Here is an 18,051-nt window from a genome sequence, read left to right as displayed (position 1 = left end):
ATGACTCCCGACGCCGACTTCGCCGAGTACTGCCGCGCCAACCGGCACCGCCTGCTCGCCCGGGGCGTCTTCCTCTGTGGCAGCCGGTGTCATGCGGAGGACGCCCTCCAGGAGGCCCTGATCGCGGCGATGCAGCAGTGGGCGTCGATCAGGGACCCGGATGCCTGGATCACCCTGGCGATGCGCCGCAAGCTCATCGACGACTCCCGCAAGTGGCGCAATCGCCTCTCGTGTCCTCGCACCGACGGCGAACTGCCGCTCCCCGCCTCCTGCCCGACCGACCTGCGCGATCACGTCCTCACCGTGTTCGGCGCCCTCAACCACCTGCCGACCCGTCAGCGCCAGGTGGTGGACCTCGTGACCCGCGGGCTGACGAGCCAGGAGATCGCCACCTGCCTGGGCATGTCGGACTCCACCGTCAGGTCCAACCTCCGTTACGCCAGACAGAAGCTGCGGGAGTTGCTGAACATCCCGCCCGAGATCGACTCCTGCGGTGACTGGCTCGACAGCGCGAACGGCAGCGACCCGATCGCCGCCCGGCTGCGCGAAGCCGAGACGTGGCTCGCGCTCGGCCTGCGGGCGCAGTGGCTCGCCGAGGGAGGCCGGCAGTGACCCACAGGGTGCGCGTCGTGACGGCCGCGGCGGTGCTGCTCGGCTTCTACGTGCTGGTCGTCGGCGGGACCCTGCTCTGGCTCGCCGTCCTCGGCACGGCGCTGTGGCTGACCATGTGCACCGACCAGCCGTTCCCCGCCCAGGCGTTCATGGCCTGCGCGGGGACGGCCCCCCTCGCGGTCGCGCTGGCGGACGCCGCGTGCCGGACGCTCTTCCACACCACCGACACGCCGCAGGAGGAGGTCCTGGCCGATGCCCGCTCGGCGCCGCGGCTGTACGCGCTCGTGCGGGACATGGCTGCGGACCTCGGCACCGAGACGCCCGCGCTGATCAGGTTCACCACCGACGCCAATGCCGCCGTCATCGAGACGGACACCCGCTTCCTCGGCCTGGCCACGGGGAACCGCTGCCTGGTCGTCGGACTGCCGCTGCTGGCGGTACTGACACGGGACCAGCTGCGGGCGGTCCTCACCCACGAGCTCGCGCACTTCGCCCTCGGCCACAGCCGGTCCCGCGCCTTCACCCTCAGACTCGACACGAGCCTGCGGATCGCGAAGCACTCGCTCAAGCGGATGAGCCAGGCGAACGGCCTGGTACGGCAGTACCGCGGGCTCCCGCTGCTGTTCGTCGCGGGCTACGGCAGGTTCGCGCGCATGATCACCGGTCCCACCCGCAGGCGGCAGGAAGCCGAGGCCGACAGGGAGGCCGTGCGGCTGTGCGGGGCGCGCCACCTGGCGGACGCCCTGCGGACCAGGGCCGTCGTCGAACTCACCTGGCCGGCCTTCCGGGACGCGTTCTTGGAGCGCAGTCGCGGGCCGGCGGGCCGGCGCCCCGACGACCCCTTCCGGATGTTCGCCGCGATGGCGGCCTCCCCCGAGATGAAGCCCCACCTCGCGCACCTGCGGGCGCGGGCGGCCGAGCGCCCCGGGCACTCGGCCTGCGACGCCCCGCACGCCGACCTCGGCACCCGGATCAGGGCGGCGGGTGCCGAGCCCGGGCCGCCCGGCGCGGTCACCGCCCCGGGCGGGAACCTGCTGCCGGACGCGCTGTACGAGAACGACCTCCTCCGGTTGCTTCCCGAGCTCCGCGACACGCAGCTCGTGCCCTGGCAGGACTGGGTGGCGCTGCTGGCGCGGCGGCGGGCCGTGCGGTTGATCGGGCCGCTGATGAGGGCGGTGGACGACGTGGCCGGCGGCGGACCCGACTCGCTGTCCCTGCGGAGGGTGATCGCGGTGCTCGACGCCGGCGACCGCATGCCGCTGGCCCGGGCTCTCGCCTCGCGCCTGCCGCGCGAGCTGCGGCGCGACGACGACCCGCTGGCGCTTCTCACCACCGCCGTGGCCGCACTCGTGTCGGCCCTGCTCGTCTCCGGATGCGGCGCGTCCTGGCGCATCGACTGGACGGGCGGCGCCATGGCCGACCCGGCCGACGGCACGCCGCCGCAGGACGTGACGGCGTGGGTCAGGGAGGCGGTGCACCGGCCGGACCACACGGCCTGGCTGACGCTGCGCCTGACGGAGCTGGGGCTCAGCGACCGGACGCCCGCATGCCGGATCCCCTCCAAGTCCGCGGCGCCCGGCTTCGTCATGGGCAAGGTCGAGGAGGAGCTCCCGGAGGAGACCGGCCGCCTGGTCTCCGTGCTCAGGAACGCGACCCTGGCCGTGATCGCCGGCAGCGTCCTGCTCGGTCTGGGTGTCTCCTGGAGCGAGGGCGGGAAGGGGCTGAGGCACGACACGACCCGGAGCGGCACCTCCGACGGGGTCGGCGGCGGAACCGGTCACGCCCCGAGCGATTCGCCATCGGGCCCGTTGCTAAGAGGATCGCCGACGCTCCTGATACCCCCTCCCCGTCCTGGGACCGGCCTCCCGTCGATCCCCGCGACGCCGCTCACCATCGGCCCCCTCACCCGCCGCTGAAGCCGCCGCGGAAAGGCCGTGCGCGGGACGGCGAAGGGTGTGGTGCTCCGGCCATTCAATTGTTCGTCGCAACGCCTCGATCGCAGAGCGGATGTTGTGGCTCAGGAGCACGCCCGGCCGGGCGGATCCGCGCAGGGCCGCCCGGCGCCGGCCTCAGGTCAGGCCCCGGTGCAGGAGCCCGGTGATCGAGAGGCCCGGAGGCCGGCCGTGCGCGTCCGGCGTGATGAAGTGTCCGCGCTGCTCGGACGGCTTGTCCTGCTCGGCCACCAACGGGTTGGCCCGAGCCCACGCGTCCTGCCGCACCCCGGTCACCTGCCAGCACACCTCCGCGCCCGGCGCCCCACCCCGGACATCGAAACTCCCGCCGTCCCCACGGCGCACCACGTGCAGTTCGGGCGCGGGACCGTCCAGCGGCGTCAGCTGATAGCAGAGCCTGCCGTTCAACGCCGCGAACCACCCCGGCAGCGTGACCGTGGCCTCGCCCGTTCCGTCCAGCGTCACCGTGCCGTCGTACACGTTCTTCCGCTCCGACGACTCCACCGAGCAGTGCTCCAGCACCCGGTTCGCCGGATCCAGCGGATGGTCGATCCGGAAGCTGCAGGCGGACTTGTTGATGCTGCCGGTCACGGTGATGCTGCCCGACACGTGGACGTCGCCATCGAAGTCGGCTGCCTTAAAGGACCCGACGGCGATCAGGCCCGTGTCACCCCGGGCGAGGACGCCCACCTGGCCCTCGCCCGTCACAGCAATCCCCGTGCCCGACTCGCCCCGCACCCCCACGTTGACGGTGCTCACGCCGAACACCGCCGGCCCCGCCTCCGACCTGCCCACGACACCCGCGGCCTCACCGTCCGCGTTCCCCTCGACGCCCGAACCGTCGGAACTCGACCCGAACACCCCTGGAGCACTCCCCGTGCAGGCGCCGATGACCCCGGATCCGTCCCCGCCCCCCACGCCGCGGATACCGACGTTGTGCTCGCTGATCCCCAACAGGCCGGGCCCGTCGGTACTCCGGCCCTCCACCCCCGGCGCAGCGGCACTCGTTCCGGTGACACCTGCCTCCTGGTCGCCCGTGCCCGCGACGCCCGGCCCGCCGGTACTCGTCCCAAAGACGCCCGGACCGCTCTCGGCGGTGCCGGCCACGCCCGCCTCCTCGCCGCCGCCCCGGCCGGAGACGCCCGGCCCGCCGGTACTCGTCCCAAAGACGCCCGGACCGCTCTCGGCGGTGCCGGCCACGCCCGCCCCCTCGCCGCCGCCCCGGCCGGAGACACCGGTCCCGGACCGGCAACTGCCGTGCACCCCGATACCCTTCACCGCTCTGTTGACGCCGAGTACGCCCGCCCCGCTCTCCAGTCCACCCTGCGCGCCGTCGCCCGCCGGCTTGCCGCTGCTGCCCAGCAGCCCCGGCCCGACCTGACTGTCCCCGAACACCCCGAACCTGATCGGCGGACTCGCCTCTCCCGGGTCGAACCCGCTCGGCTCGTCCTGCGACTCCGGTGGTTTGATCGGCACCTTCCTCACCTTCCTCTCACGGTGTTCGTCAACTCGATCAGGCCGTGGTGATCCCGAGGCCGGGCGGTCGACCGGGCGCGCCCGGCTACGGCACGGTGAGCACCGTTGCCGAGTCGGCCGCCCCGGCCTGCGCCCTCGCACCGTCGAGCCGGCCCGCTGGATCAGGCGGCCCGCCGTCGCCCTCCGCCTGATCGTGCGACAGCAGTTCCTCCAGCAGCTGGATCGCCCCGCTGATGCGCAGCAGGGTCTCCCGGAGCGCGGCCTCCTGCTGGACCAGGATCCGTAGCTGCGCCTCGCCGTGCTGGTACTCCTGCTTGAGTTCGGTGAGACGAGACCGCATGTGGTCGCGCATGGCTGCCGCCCTTTCCCGTGATCGGCTGGGATTGATGGTGCTTCATGGGACGATTCCGCCCACAGGCTGTCCGTGGCCCTGCGGGTACGGGTAGCGATGCTGTTCGGCCTCGGGCTTGTCCTCCTCGCCCGAGATCCGGTTGGCGTCGGCCCACGGGTCGTGCCGCACCCCCGTCACCTGCCAGCAGACGGTGACCGCGGGCCGGTCGGTGCGGATGGTGAAGCGGTTCTCCCGGATCTCCTCGGTCACCGCCGCGAGGGCGAGGCTGCCGACCGGTGTGAGCTGGTAACGGAAGTCGCCGTTGAGTGCCTCGAAGTAGCCGGGCAGCACCACGGTGGCCTCGCCGCGGTCGTCCGTGACGACGGTGCCGTCGTAGATGTTGGTCATCCGAGGCGACTCGACGAACGAGTGCGACAGGTACTTGGTGGCCGGCTCCAGCGGGTGGTCGATCCGCGAGCCGCCACCCAGTTGGATGAGCCTGCCCTTCACGGTGACGTCGCCGTTCCTGGTGTCCATCATCAGGCCCCAGCCCACGCCGCCGGTGCCGTAGAAACCGACGTGGGTGTCGTCGACCAGGCCGACGAACGCCCGGTCGTTGGTCGAGTGGAACCAGATCCCCGCCGAAAGGTCCGCCCCTTGGCGCACCCGCATCCGGCGTCTCACGTCCACGCCGCCCTGTTCGTCACGGATCGTCAGCAGATCGGTCCCGGAGGCCGTGAAGTGCCACGTTCCGTCGCTGCCTGCATACATTCCGAAGGTCTGGCGGCTCGCGGTGTTGCTGAGCTGGAGCCCGGAGCCCCAGCCGGCGCCGGAGGAGACGAGGTGCAGGGCCAGGTCGTCGGTGGCACCGCAGTTGATCTCCAGTGCCGCGGCGGGGGCGGCCGTGCCGATGCCCACCCTGCCGGCGGGACCGATGACCGAGAGGGCGGGCAGCGTCGGTCGGTCCGGGAACAGCAGGTTGAGATCCAGGCCGCCGTCAGAGCGCGCTCGCAATTCGGCGGCCGGGGAGTGCTGCACGCTCAGGGCCGGGTCTGCGGCGGCCCGGGGTGCTCGCAGCTCCTGGTGGCCGGCCGGCACGCCGACGGCGCGGCGCGGTCCGGCAGACAGGCCGGTGACCAGCCCGGCGCTGTCCACGAGCGTGACACTGCCCGACACGTGGACGTCACCCTCGAACTCGGCCGCAAGGGCGGCACCGACAGCCCGAAGTCCAACCTCGCCCACCGCCATCACCCCGATGCTGCGCGACGGTTCCATGTGGACGATCCCGGTCGTGTCGTCGTTCCTGCTCTCGCCGTACACCCCGATGGCGGCGCTGCTCCCGGTGACCCCCGGCCCGGTGCCGCTCCAGCCCGACACTCCCGGACCGGCCTCCGCGACCCCGGCGACGCCCGGGCCCTCGCCACCCCCGCGGCCGGAGACACCCGTCCCCGCCCGGCAACTGCCGTGCACCCCGACGCCCTCCACGGCCGTGTTGACGCCCAGTACGCCCGCCCCGCTCTCGATCCCGCCGTCCACGCCCCCCGCGGCCTTGCCGCTGCTGCCCAGCAGCCCCGGCCCGACCTGACTGTCCCCGAACACCCCGAACCTGATCGGCGGACTCGCCTGCCCCGGATCGAACCCGCTCGGCTCGTCCTGCGACTCCGGTGGCTTGATCGGCATGATGCTCAGCCCTCCTCCGTCGATGCCGGGTGATCCGGGTGCCGCACCGCGGCGATCCCGAGCTCCGGGGCCTGGCCGTGAGCCTCCGGGTGCAGGAAGAACCCGCGCTCCTCCGGGACCTTCTCTGCCTCGCCCGCCACCGGGTTCGCCCGCGCCCAGGCGTCCGCCCGCACACCCGTCACCATCCAGCTGACCTCAAGGCCCGGATCACCGCCCGCGATCTCGAAGCTGTTGCCGGACAGCTTGCGGCTCACGTACAGGCCCGGGGCCGGTGCGCCCACCGCGGTCAACTGGTAGCGGAAGGCCGTGTTCAACGCGTCGAACCAGTCAGGCATCCGCACCGTGGCCCGGCCCGCGTCGTCCAGAGTGATCACGCCGTCGTAGACGTTCTTCATCTCCGACGACGCCACAAACGCGTGCGACAGCGTCCGGTCCGCCGGACTCAAGGGATGATCGACCTCGAACGTCGCCGCCCCCATGTTCACCAGCCGGCCGGTGAGGCGCAGGTCGCCGCGGATGTCCGCCCCGGCCGTGCGGCCGGAGGCAGACAGCCCTATGTCGCCGGAGGCGATGACGCCGGTGGCCTCGGCGCTGAAGCCGTCGACACCCGCACCGAAGAAGCTGGTGCCGAGCACACCGGGAGCGCGGTTGGGGAGGAAGCCGAATCCGAAGCCTCCGCTCTCGGAGTGACCGGCGGATCCGATGATGCCGATACCGTCGAAACTCGACGCGGAGATCCCGGTACTGCTGGTGCTCTTGGCGATCATCCCGGTGCCGCTGGAACTGACGGCGTTCACCCCCGTTCCCGTGGTGCTGGTCGCGGTCACGGCGATCCCCGTGCCGGCGGTCGCGCTCACCCCCGTCCCCGTGCCGGCGGTCGCGCTCACGGCGGTGCCCATGGCGCTGTCCGCCTTCACACCGACGCCCTCGTCGCAGATTCCGCTCACCCCCACGGTGTGATCGCCGCGCCCGGTCACCCCGGGGCCCTGGCTGCTCGTTCCCGCCACCCCCGGTCCCTGTGTGCTGCTGCCCGACACGCCCGGGCCGCCGCTCGCGGTGCCCGACACCCCGGCGGCAGTCGGTCCTCCGCGCCCCTCCACCCCGACACCCTGGACGCTGCTTCCGGCCACCCCTGACCCCTTGACGCTCTGCCCGAACACGCCGGACGCGTTGGTCCCCGCCCCCACCACACCCGCGCCGTTGGGACCGCCCGTCCCGTCCACGCCGACGCCCTGGGCACTCCGGCCGGACAGCCCCGACTCCGAACCACCGCTCTCCCCCGCCACGCCGACGCCTCGGGCGCTCGTGCCGGACACCCCGGCGTCGTCGGCGTCGCTCACCCCCTTGACGCCCGTGCCTTCGGAGCTTGAGCCTGTGACGCCCGGTCCCGTCTCCGAGAAGCCCAACACACCCGGGAAGCTACCGCCCCCCTTGCCCACCACCCCGGTGCCCTGACGGCAGGTACCGTGCACCCCGATGCCCCGCACCGCAGTGTTGACGCCCAGTACGCCCGCCCCGCTCTCGATCCCGCCGTCCACGCCCCCCGCGGCCTTGCCGCTGCTGCCCAGCAGCCCCGGCCCGACCTGACTGTCCCCGAACACCCCGAACCTGATCGGCGGACTCGCCTGCCCCGGATCGAACCCGCTCGGCTCGTCCTGCGACTCCGGTGGTTTGATCGGCACCTTCCTCACCGTCCTCCGTCACGCCGCGCCGCGGCGATTCCGCGCCCGGGCGGCTCCCACCCGGGTTCTGCCCCCCGCGGGCCCGGGGTCGCCGGGCGCCGCTCACTGCGGCCGATCACGCCGTCCCCGGCCGCACTGTCACCCCGGACTCCGTACGAGAGCGGCGGGTTGTGCTGCCCCGGGTCGAAGCCGCCGGGGCTGTCCTGTGCTTGGGCGGGTCCCACCGACGACATGGCTGTTCCTCCTCCGTGCCGCTCATTGATAGGTGATCCGGAAGGTGAACAGGATGACCGTGCTGTCCTTGTTCACGTTGTTCAGATCAGCCGTGATGTTGTACCGGTGGGTCTTGTTGTTGACGATCACCTGCCCTGCGGGGAAGGCCTCGACGCCGAACTTGGCGATGGTGATCAGGTTCTCCGAACCCGAGGTGCCCTCGACGGCCTTGCGGCGCAGCACCAGCGAGGGGAACGGATCGGTCGGCACGGACTGGCTCCCGGCCACCATCATGGACTTGATCTCCACCCCGTCGGGGAGCGTGATGTTCATGATCCCGTGCGCTTCGGACACCCCCGAGATCTTCTGCGCGGACTCACCCACGAGCACCCAGGCCGGCGGCATCGTCGCGATGGGCGCGGCATCGGGCGACAGCTTGGGGGCCAGGATCGGTATCAGCGAGAGGAAGGACGGGCCGGTCGTGGAGAGCGAGTTGATCAGCGGGTTGAGGTGCTGCTCGGCCAAGGTGGCGAACTCGGTCTCCAGGTTGTGGAAGCGGATGTTGAAGCCGTTCTCGCCGCCCGCCTGCACCCGGTCCTCGTTGTCGATCCAGTCGGTGTGGCTGAACTTGGGCGTGTAGGGAGTGATTGCCATCGTCGTTCTCCAGGGTCGTCAGCGTGGTCGGTCGTCAGCGCCGTCGGTCGTCGGTCCGTACTCGTCGTCGGAGCCCTCGGAGCGTTCGCCGTCGGGCGCCGGTGCGGTCAGGAAGGCGCGCAGCCGCCGGTCCCCGGTCCGGTAGGCGGGGAAGGTGTAGGCGGGCAGCAATCCGGGTTCGGCGTCGGCGAGTTCGCGGACGTGGCGGCGGAGGCGGCCGGTCCGGAACTCGATGCCGAGGGGCTGGAACCAGTTGAGGATGTTGAGCACCAGGTCGTACTGGTCCTTGCTGACCACCACGTCCTCCGGCGGCCGGGCCTCCAGGTCCGGCCGCAGCCGCACCTCGCACTGGTAGGGCAGCACCGGACTGCCCCGCAGGTAGGCGGGGGTCAGCCGGACCAGGCCGGGAGCGCGGCCGGCGACCCGGGTGACCGGGCTCTCCGGTGAGCTCGGCTCGGCCCGGCCGGGGCCCACCGGTGCGGTGGCCCAGGTGAGTTGTGTGTCGGGTTCCAGGGGCGGCACCAGCCGGGCGGCCAGCTGCGGCGGCCGCGGCGGGTCGCCCGCGAGCGGGGTCTGGTCGGCGAGCAGCACCGCGGCGGCGGACTCCACCGTGGCCAGCAGGCAGGGCCGGTACGGCGCGCCGGGTGGGGAGGCGGCCAGCACCCGGCAGTCGCCGCCCGGGTCGAAGGCCGTCGGCAGCAGCCCCTCCTTGTTCGGCGCCTCCGGATGGGCGAGGGGGTCCAGCACGTGGACGCGCCCGGCGGTCGTCGCCGGGCCAGCGGTCGCGACGTACAGCTGCCGCCGGCCGGTGGCCGGGCACATCGCCACCGGGACGGTGCCGGGCGGGAAGCCGGCCACCACGGCGCTCGGCGCGGTCGCGCCGTTCGGGAAGACGTGGACGGAACCGGTGGTGGCGCCGGTGGCGGGGTCCGCGCCCACGTACAGCCGGGTGCCGTCCGAGGCGAAGGCCGCGCACCGCGCCTTGACGCCCGCGTCGACCACGCCGCCCTGGATCTGCAGCGCGGCGCGGATCACCAGGCAGAACCCGCCGTCGTCGAACAGGACGGCGAGCACCGGGTTGTTCGGGCCGGTGGCGAGCGCGGTGGGCGTGGCCGGGAGCGCGAGACTGCCGGTCTGCTGCAGGGTCTGGACGTCGAACGCGCGCAGGCTGTCGTCGCCGGCGCAGGCGACGAAGAGCCGGGCGCCGTCGGTGGCCAGGGCCGCCGGAGCGGGCAGGTCGACGACCGACCGGTCGGACTCCAGGGTGACGGGGTCGAGGGCGTCCAGCCGGCCGAGGGCCCGGTGGGCGACGATGAGCCGGCCGCCCGCGAAGGCGAGCGCGCCGGGCAGCGGGTGCACCGGCCGGTCGGCGGAGAGCGTCGGGACGGGCAGCGCGGTCGGCGCGGCGGCCGACAGCTGGACGGCCAGGACCCGGTGTCGGCCGGGGTCGGAGAGGAAGAGCCGCCCGCCGTCGGGGGCGAGGCAGGCGGCGGCGGGCGCCACCCGCGGGGTGACGGCGACCGTGACGGTCTCCGTCACCCGCACCTCGGCCCCGGCGGCCCCGGAGGATCCTGCGGCCCGGGGGGCGCCCACGACCGCCGCCCGCAGTTGCCCGCCCGCTGCGACCGCGATCCGCACGGTGGCGAGCCCGCCGGTGGTGGCCGGTGGCGCGAGCGCGACGTGGTCGGCCCCGGCGGCGAACGCACGCACGGCGAGGGCGGGTGCGGACAGGGTGTCGTGGGTGAGCTCCAGGACACGGCCCTGGCCTGCCAGGCCGTGGTCGGGCCGGCCGGGCGGGGCCGGGTCGAAGGCGGCGAGCACGTGCAGACTGCCGGCCGTCGGGCCGAGCAGGTCGAGCAGGCGGTCCAGGGCCGCACCGGCGGCCGGCTGCATCCGGCGCGCTCCCGGGTCGGGCCCGAAGACCACCCGGCGGGGCGGGCCGGTCAGGTCGTCGGTGCGCAGCTGGAGGTAGGCCGGGTCGAAGTCCTCGGTGAGCGCGCCGGCCGCCTGGGCCTCGGTGGCGCCGAGCCGGCCGTCGCGGCCGATCGATCCGGCGGCGGTCAGCTCGGCCTCCGTCACGCCGATGCGGACCACCCGGCGTCCGGTGCGGGTGTGGCCGGACCGGCCCGCCTCGACGGTGACGGTGACGTCTCCGGCGGCGCCCGCCTTCAGGGCGGCGGGCCGGCCGGGGGCGCGTTCGACTTTCGCGGTGCCGGGGCCGCCGGACGTGACGGACCAGCGGAGCGCGACGTCGGGGAGCTCGCTCGGGTCGGGGTCGAGGACGAGGTCGGCGGACTGGCCGGCCGTCAGGTCGGTACCGGGGAGGGGCGGTGCGGCGGGGTCGGCGCGCAGGGTGATCGCGAAGGCGTCGCCGGCCGGCTGGGCGGCGCGCAGCAGGCCGTCGGCGGTGTGGCCGACCCAGCCGAAGCCGGCGGCGTGCGCCTGGACGCCGAGTTCCGCGGTCGGGCCGGGGCCGGCGGGGCCACCGGGCCCGTCGAGCCGCAGCAGCAGGGCCCGGCCGACGGAGCAGAGGTCGTCGGTGGCGGCGGGATCGTAGGCCCGGACCACGGTGAGGGTGCGGGGTGCGAGAGGTCCGAGCCGGGTGAGCAGCGCGTCGAGCGCGCGGCGGACGCCGAGTTGCATCAGCCGGCCGTTGTCGTCGGCGAAGGCGAGCCCGGTGGCGCCGGGGTGGCGGCAGAGCCAGCCGGGGTCGAAGTCGGACTCCTCGGCGGCGGTGCCGACGGCCTCGGCCTCGCTGCGGAGCCGGTCGCCGTCGGCGGTGATGGACTGGCCGGTGGTGAGTGGTGCCGGGAGGACTCGCAGGTCGAGCGAGCCGGTGGCGATCGCGCCGGTGGTCTCGTCGATCTCGAAGGAGGTCGGGGGTGCGTGCGGGTCGTCGGCCGGCGGCGGGTCGCCGCGGACCCGGCCGGCCGCGCGGTTGAGCGCGTCCTGGAGGGCGTCGGGGGTGGGCACCAGCCAGCGTTGGAAGATCTCCAGGCGGTGCCGGTAGTGCTCGTCGCCCTCGCCGGTGACCGGGTCGAAGGAGGTGCGGGCGGTGTTCGAGAGCCGGACCTCCTCGATCAGGCCCTGGTACTGGGCGGCCGCGGGCGCCGCGGGGGTGGTCTCCCTGAAGCGGCCGATGAGCAGGGGGGCGTGGCTGGTGAGGGCGCCGAGCCCGGGGACGACCTCGCGGGCCACCTGGACGCCGTCCAGGTACAGGCCGACGACGGTGCCGTCCGGGGTGCGCCGCAGGGTCACGGCGAGGTGGTGGAAGCGGCCGTCGCCGAGGTCGCGGTCGGCGAAGAGCTCGGGGTGCCTGGTGCCGTCGCCGAGGGCGAGCCGCAGGTTGTGGTCGATTCCGCGGAAGCCGCCGATGGTGAGCGACCAGCCGGGCGCGGCGGGGTCGAGGCGGGCGCGTTTGGCGAGCACGGTGCCGGTGCCGGTGGCGGCTCGGTCGGGGCGGACGACGGCCTCGGCGGTGAGGTCGGCGTCGGCGGCGACGGCGAGATCGGGGTGGTCGGGGACGGTGATGCCGCCGTCCGGCCCGAAGCCGAAGGCGAGGGAGAAGCGGCCGGCGCGGCCCGGCCGGGCCCCCTCGTTGGTCCCGTCGTGGGCAGTGGCGCCGAATCGGCCGCCGGCGTCGGCGACGGTCAGGACCTCGGAGGAGCCGTCCGGCGGGATGTCGTCGAGGTGGTAGAGCGCGATGGTCCGGTCGTCCCACGAGTAGGGGCGGGGCGGGAAGCGGGGGGCGCCGAGGTCCTGGCCGAGCAGGTCGAGGCCGGCGCCGCGGGCGCTGTGGGCGTTGCGCTGTGCGGCGACGTCGGCGAGCCGGCGGGTGACGTCCTGGTAGTCCCGGCCGACCACCCAGAGCAGCTTGGCGAGGTTGCCGAGCAGTACGGTGAGCCGCCAGTCGCCCGCACCTTGCGGCGCGGGGGGCCTGGGCCGGATCGCGGTGATCCGCAGCGCGTGGGTGAACTCGTCGGCGCGTCCGGGCAGTTCGACGGCGACGGCGTCGCCGCCCGGCCAGCCGGCCGGGAACCGTGCCTCGGTCGTCTCGACCGTCTCCTCAAACGCGCCGGTGCGCCCGAAGGCGACCTCGACGGTGACCGCCTCGCCGGTCGTCCGGGTGGGGGCGAGCAGATAGCGGGGGGCGTCGGGTTCGCGGCCCCAGCGGTTCGCGTAGTCGGCGAAGTCGTAGGCGAAGGGGCGCAGTTCGACCACGCCGGGGGCCGGTTCGGCGGTGCCGAGCGGGAGGGTCCGGCGCTCCATGCCGCGGTCGTAGACAGGGGTGAGGCCGCCGCTCAGTACCTCGAACAGGTCGGCGGCCGGGAACGGGCCGGGGCCGGCCGTCGGGAACGCGTCGGTACTCATGGCCCGGCCACCTGGAGGTCGATCAGCGGGCTGTCGAGGGCGAACTGGGCGATCTCCTCGGCCGCGAGAGTGAGGTTCTCGCCCACCGACAGCTCGGCCGCGCTGCCGAAGACGGCGTGCCCGAGGCCCACGTCGCCGAAGGCCGGGGCGCCGCGGCGCAACCGGAGGTTCTGCACGTCCACCACGCCGGCGACGGACCGCGCGGTGAGCACGATGTCGGAGTGGAGCACACTGCGCCCGAGGCGCAGCCGGTCCACCCCGGCCTGGACGGCGGTGAGGATCTCGCCGCGGATGGCCTCCGGGTCGTGCCCGGCCTGGACGACCAGGGTGCCGCGGATGCCGACGTCCACCTGGTCGGCGGGTTTGATGTCGGGGAAGACGGAGACCGGCCGCCACTGTCGAACGACGTCCAGCACGCCTTCGTAGACCGGCGGTACGGAGCTCTCGTCCTTGTGCCAGGGCCACCCCTCCTCCACGGCCACGACGACGTCGAAGAAGTACGGGGAGCCGGTGCGGCGGCCGGCGGTGAAGGTGCGCTGGCCGAACTGGTAGGTGTGGAAGTCGCCCCGGGAGGTCTCGACGCCGCCGAGCGGATCGAACACGGCGGCGTCCCGCACGCCGGGCACGTCGAGGATCCGGGCGAGCAGGGCGTCCTTGGTCCACAGGGTGTGCGGGACGCCGAGCAGCCGGGCCCGGTAGGTGTCGTCGGGTTCGCGCAGGGTGCCGCCGGTGACCGCGGCGGACACGGCGGCGGTGACGGTGGCGGGCCCGAGGTTGAGGTGGAGCCGGGCCCAGTTGGGCTCCAGCTGCAGCGCCTGGCCGGTCGGCAGCTCTCCGGCGCGGCCGCGCAGGACGGCCCGGACGCCGACGGTGAGCGGCGGCGCGCCGGCGGTGAGGGTGACCGTGGCGGTGGTGCGCAGGCCGGTGTGCGGCGGGTCGCCCTGGGTCTCGACGACGGTGCCCCGGGGCAGGGCGAACCGGCGCTGCGGGTCGGCGCCGGTGAGGGCCAGCGTGGCGGTACCGGTGGCGTACTGGAACTGCCGTTCCAGGCCGAGGTCGGTACCGAGCAGGTCGAGTGCGTCGCCCTGGGCGGTGGTGACGAAGTTGGCGTAGTACTGCTTCTCCAGGGCGCGCCAGAGCTCGTGGACGTGGACGGCCGCGGCGTCGAGCACCTTGCGCAGCGCGCTGCCCGAGCCGAGGTCGACGTCGCTGCCGAACATGGCGCGGGCGCGGGCCTGCTGGTCGGCGACGATGCGGTCGAGCCCCTTGAGGACGAAGCCGTCCGGGGTCACACCGTACTGGTCCTGGTCACTCAAGACGTCCTCCCGTTTCGATCGTCAGCGCCGTGCCGGCGACGGTGTCCACGACCGCGTACACGGTGCGGCTGCGGCCGGCGCGTGCGGCGTCCGGGTCGCGGAGTGCGGAGCGGTCGGGGGCGAGTTCGGCGAAGCGCGGGTCGTCCTCGAAGAGGACCTCGCGCACGCCGGTGACCCTCCGGTCGGTGTCGAGGCAACGGACCAGCTCCATCCGGATGTGCTCCTTGCGGGCCGCGGCGCCCTCGGCGTAGCGGGCCACGGCGAGGGCGTCGAAGCCGAAGCCGATGTTGAGCAGGTCGGCGCCGACCTGGGTGCGGACGGTCAGGACGAGCGCCTGGACGAGAGCGGGGAAGCCCTCGACCAGGGCGGGCCCGTGGGTGATGCGGTCGATGACGAGGTCCCCGTCGTCGAGGGCGAGGCTGCGGCCAAGGGCGGGCGCCCCGGAGGCGGGTACGCCCGTCGGGCGGGCGGCCCGGAGGCCGGTCGGGCCGTCCGTGGTGGGCTCGGTCGCGCCGACGGTGGTGAGGTCGGGGTCGGTCATCACTCGGCCTCCAGGATCTGCTGGCCCGGGTCGGTGACCTGCCACGTCCCGGGCCCGGCGCCACTGGCGGTGACGCCGCCCGCGGTCGCCAGCAGGGCGGGTTGCCCGCCGACGGACAGGAGCGTGGCCAGGCCCGTGGGCGGTGTCGGCGCGGTGACGCACGGCTGGGGCGTGCCCGAGGGGGTGACCGCCGTGCAGGGTGTGACCGTGCCGGGCGGCGGCGGGCCGGGCGCGCCGCCGAACACGAGGCCTGCCTCCGTGCCGGAGGTGAGCACCCCCTGGCCGTTGACGGTGACGCTCGGGCTGCCGCCGAGGAGTTTGCTCTGCCCGCCGTGCGGGCAGCTGATGGCGGCGCCTTCGACGAGGACGAGGGGCATCAGCTGATCGCCACCTTTCGGTCTCCGACCGTCAGCGTCACGCCGCCGGCCGACACGGTCGCCTTCTGCTCTCCGAGGGTCAGTTCGGCACCGCCCGCACTCACCGCGACCTTGCCGCCGCTTCCCGCGCTGACCGTCACCTCGCCGCTGCCGCCCGAGGTGACCGTCACCTTGCCGTTGTCGGCCGCCGTGACGGACACGTTGCCACCGGCGTCGATCCGCACCTCGGTGCCGGACTCGTGGCGGAGCAGGAACTCGTCCGCGGCGCCTTCGTCGGGCCGGTCGCCGACCGGCGAGCAGACGTCCTTGCCGACCGAGACCTTCAGCCCGACCACCTCGACGACCCGGCGGCCGTCGGCGGCGGTGAGGTCGTTGACGCCCTTGCCGGTGGGGCGCGGGGTGGGCCCCGACGAGAGCTCGGTGGGCAGGCAGAGCCACCAGTCGCCGCTGTGGGCCTTCGGCCGGTCCATCCGCCCCTCACTGTCGTTCGCCCAGAGGAAGCCCGTGACGAGCGTGTCGTCCCGTACGTCCCGGACGTCGTTCAGCAGCGCGCGCATACCGGCGTAGACGGGAACGGAGAGGCCGACGCGGTGCCAGGCGAACGGCGCGGCGAGCGGCTTGTCCGGCAGCAGGCGGTCGTCGTCGGGCACCGGCAGGTCGACGCTGGGCGAGACCACCTGACGGTCGCCGCTCTGCCCGTAGCCGAGGCTCGCCGTGCGGGCTGCCGGATCGGCGGTGCGCACCTGCCCGACGTCGACGGACGGTGTGAGCGCGAGTTCGTCCCTGATCCGGCCGGTGATCGCGGCAGCCACGGCCTGCGGGGTTCCCCGACGCGCCTTGGCGGTGGCCCGCCGGTTGCCGTCCTTGGCGGAGCCCGTCCCCGCGGGGGAGGCCGTCGCCTTGGTGAAGGCCATCGCCCGGCCGGTGCAGACGTATCCGGTGTCCCGCGCCAGCTTGTGCGTCAGCTGGGTGATCCGGAAGCCCTCCAGCGGGTTCTGGTAACCCTGGACGCTGGCCGCGACCAGCTGCCCGGCCCGTAGGTCGGGCACCCCGAGCACTGTGAAGTCGAAGGCGGAGACGTCGCCGGTCGGCAGGTCGCTCTCGACCCCGAACGGCGAGACCGGGCCGAGGTGGGCGGGGCGGAACTCGGCCAGCCGCGCGCTGGTCATCCCCTTCACCGCGACCAGGGTGTCCTCGGCGGTGAACAGGGCCAGCAGGGCGGACGGGTCGGGCACCGACGGCAGTCCGCTCTCCGGCGGGTAGCTCACGGCCTTCCCGAACTGCACCGCGCCCTCCTGCACCAGCAGTTCGGCGCCGTAGGTGTCGGCGAGCCGCCTGAGCAGCCCGAAGGCGTGGCGGTCCTCGGAGTTGATGCTGGCGAGCTCCTCCTCGTCGTCGCGCGGGCCGGTCAGCTCGACGCTGGCCGCGGCCGCGACGCGCTCGGCCGCCCGGGTGGGCGTGATCTTGCGCAGCATGATCCGGGCGGTGCGGGTGACGTCCTTCTCCACATTGACGGCGACGGTGGCGAGCAGCTTGTAGGCGGCTTCCTCGAAACCGCTGAGGGTGATGCCGAGCGGCGGGTACCGGGTCGAGGAGGTCAGCTTCACCACCCGGCCGGTCAGCACCGTTCGGCGGGCGCCGGGGGCGTCCAGATAGCCGAGCCGGACGGACACCTTGACCCCGCCGTCCACGCCGGTGCCGGCGCCGGCGAGCGCGGCGACCAGCTGCCGGTGCGCGGCCATCGGGAGGTCCTTCAGGTGGATCTCGAAGGTGCCGGCCTCACCGAGGGCGTACGTCACGGTGATCTCGGCGTCCACCTGCAGGCCTCCGGAGACGGCGTCGTTGGACACCTTGACGCCGAGCGTCGGGAACTCGACCAGGTAGGAGATGATCACGCCCATCGCTGTGCCACCCCGATCACGATGCTGCTGCCGTAGTGGCCGCGGCCGTTGAGGTTGCCGCGGGCCACCCTGGCCTCCAGCAGCCGGACGGCCAGCCGGTCGGCGGGGTGGACCAGCCCCGGTTCGGCGACCAGTTTGCGCAGCAGGGTGGTCTGCGGCCCGCCCGGGCCCTGGCGGACCACGCGCAGCACCAGGTAGCCGGGCGGCGCGACCGGTGGGTCCGCGGCGGGCCCCGGGCCCAGGTCGTAGACGGTGTCCAGCGGGTCGTCCGGGCGGGCGTCGACCACGGCGTAGAGGCCGAACTCGTAGGAGGTGTCACTGATGCGGCAGGTGAACACCTGGGGCAGGCCCTCGTCGGCTTCGACGGGCAGCCGGCGGTACTCCGGGGCGTCCGGAGGGCGGGGTGTGGCCGAGGACCGGGGCGTGCTCACAGGGTGCCTCCGAGCTGGCGTTCGATCGGGATGTTGGCGCTGAGGCTGGGGACGGCGACCATGCCGACGGCCAGCGCCATGTCGAGCGCCTCGCCGACGATCGCCGACACGCTGGAGCGCGGCACCTGTTCCAGGGTGATGGCGACGTCGACGGCGTCCCGCTTCTGGTTTGACTGGGTGAACCGCAGGCTGGTGATCTGCATGTCCAGGCTGACGGTCATCCCGCAGACCACCGGGATGCCGGCCAGGTTCATCAGCGGTGCGGTGGCGGCCGCCAATGCGCGCGAGGTCATCGCCAGGCTCTCCAGGCCCTTCTTGACGACCAGCCGGGTGGAGCCGACCAGCACCGCGTCGACCGAGATGGTCCGGGTGGTCGGCGCGACCAACTGGGCGAGCCGGCTGCCGGCGATCCGGACCACCTGGTAGCCCTCGTTCAGGCTCAGGCTGGTGACGGTGAACAGGGGCACGGCACCGATCAGCACGGGGACGTTCCGGCCGGCGACCATGGTCCTTC

14 protein-coding genes are annotated in these 18,051 nt (G+C 73.9%); 2 read left to right on the top strand and 12 right to left on the bottom strand.

What is annotated here, in order from left to right:
• Together ACIBH3_RS27830 and ACIBH3_RS27825 are read left to right on the top strand one after the other, a co-directional pair.
• Complete coding sequence (locus ACIBH3_RS27830; protein ID WP_396314851.1) at window positions 1-612, top strand: RNA polymerase sigma factor; 612 nt, start codon at window positions 1-3, stop codon at window positions 610-612.
• A complete protein-coding gene (locus ACIBH3_RS27825) occupies window positions 609-2,528 on the top strand; it encodes a M48 family metalloprotease (protein ID WP_396314832.1) in 1,920 nt (639 codons plus the stop codon). The genes ACIBH3_RS27830 and ACIBH3_RS27825 overlap by 4 nt, the downstream gene beginning before the upstream one ends.
• Window positions 2,529-2,681: 153 nt before the next feature.
• Here ACIBH3_RS27825 and ACIBH3_RS27820 read toward each other — a convergent pair whose 3' ends face one another.
• The 12 genes from ACIBH3_RS27820 to ACIBH3_RS27765 form a co-directional block, all read right to left on the bottom strand.
• Entirely contained in the window at window positions 2,682-4,040 is a 1,359-nt protein-coding gene (locus tag ACIBH3_RS27820) for a hypothetical protein (protein ID WP_396314831.1), read from the bottom strand.
• Window positions 4,041-4,125: 85 nt separating this feature from the next.
• On the bottom strand, window positions 4,126-4,380 hold the full coding sequence (locus ACIBH3_RS27815) for a hypothetical protein (RefSeq protein WP_396314830.1): 255 nt from the start codon (window positions 4,378-4,380) through the stop codon (window positions 4,126-4,128).
• A gap of 54 nt (window positions 4,381-4,434) precedes the next feature.
• Window positions 4,435-6,051, bottom strand: a complete 1,617-nt coding sequence (locus tag ACIBH3_RS27810; RefSeq protein ID WP_396314829.1) for a hypothetical protein — start codon at window positions 6,049-6,051, stop codon at window positions 4,435-4,437.
• A 5-nt stretch (window positions 6,052-6,056) separates the two neighbouring features.
• Window positions 6,057-7,733, bottom strand: coding sequence for a hypothetical protein (locus ACIBH3_RS27805; RefSeq protein WP_396314828.1), 1,677 nt, complete (start codon window positions 7,731-7,733; stop codon window positions 6,057-6,059).
• Between the two features lie 255 nt (window positions 7,734-7,988).
• Window positions 7,989-8,600, bottom strand: a complete 612-nt coding sequence (locus tag ACIBH3_RS27800; RefSeq protein WP_396314827.1) for a hypothetical protein — start codon at window positions 8,598-8,600, stop codon at window positions 7,989-7,991.
• Between the two features lie 18 nt (window positions 8,601-8,618).
• The gene (locus tag ACIBH3_RS27795) at window positions 8,619-12,971 is read right to left on the bottom strand and encodes a LamG-like jellyroll fold domain-containing protein (RefSeq protein WP_396314826.1); all 4,353 of its coding nucleotides are present in this window, start codon (window positions 12,969-12,971) and stop codon (window positions 8,619-8,621) included.
• Window positions 12,968-14,287 carry a baseplate J/gp47 family protein gene (locus tag ACIBH3_RS27790; RefSeq protein WP_396314825.1) on the bottom strand — a complete coding sequence of 440 codons (1,320 nt, stop codon included), beginning with the start codon at window positions 14,285-14,287 and terminating at the stop codon, window positions 12,968-12,970. Before ACIBH3_RS27790 ends, ACIBH3_RS27795 begins: the two co-directional genes overlap by 4 nt.
• The gene (locus ACIBH3_RS27785) at window positions 14,280-14,828 is read right to left on the bottom strand and encodes a hypothetical protein (RefSeq protein ID WP_396314824.1); all 549 of its coding nucleotides are present in this window, start codon (window positions 14,826-14,828) and stop codon (window positions 14,280-14,282) included. The genes ACIBH3_RS27790 and ACIBH3_RS27785 overlap by 8 nt, the downstream gene beginning before the upstream one ends.
• On the bottom strand, window positions 14,828-15,205 hold the full coding sequence (locus ACIBH3_RS27780; RefSeq protein WP_396314823.1) for a hypothetical protein: 378 nt from the start codon (window positions 15,203-15,205) through the stop codon (window positions 14,828-14,830). Before ACIBH3_RS27780 ends, ACIBH3_RS27785 begins: the two co-directional genes overlap by 1 nt.
• On the bottom strand, window positions 15,205-17,106 hold the full coding sequence (locus tag ACIBH3_RS27775) for a hypothetical protein (protein WP_396314822.1): 1,902 nt from the start codon (window positions 17,104-17,106) through the stop codon (window positions 15,205-15,207). The genes ACIBH3_RS27780 and ACIBH3_RS27775 overlap by 1 nt, the downstream gene beginning before the upstream one ends.
• Window positions 17,097-17,537: a hypothetical protein gene (locus ACIBH3_RS27770; RefSeq protein WP_396314821.1), complete on the bottom strand. Its 441-nt coding sequence runs from the start codon at window positions 17,535-17,537 to the stop codon at window positions 17,097-17,099. Before ACIBH3_RS27770 ends, ACIBH3_RS27775 begins: the two co-directional genes overlap by 10 nt.
• Window positions 17,534-18,043, bottom strand: coding sequence for a hypothetical protein (locus ACIBH3_RS27765; RefSeq protein ID WP_396314820.1), 510 nt, complete (start codon window positions 18,041-18,043; stop codon window positions 17,534-17,536). Before ACIBH3_RS27765 ends, ACIBH3_RS27770 begins: the two co-directional genes overlap by 4 nt.
• Window positions 18,044-18,051: the final 8 nt, after the last annotated feature.

Origin of the sequence: Kitasatospora sp. NPDC050543, assembly GCF_044457565.1 — a bacterium.
Classification (GTDB): domain Bacteria; phylum Actinomycetota; class Actinomycetes; order Streptomycetales; family Streptomycetaceae; genus Kitasatospora.
Note: the sequence above shows the minus strand (reverse complement) of the source record. Positions and strands in the feature narration are given on the sequence as shown.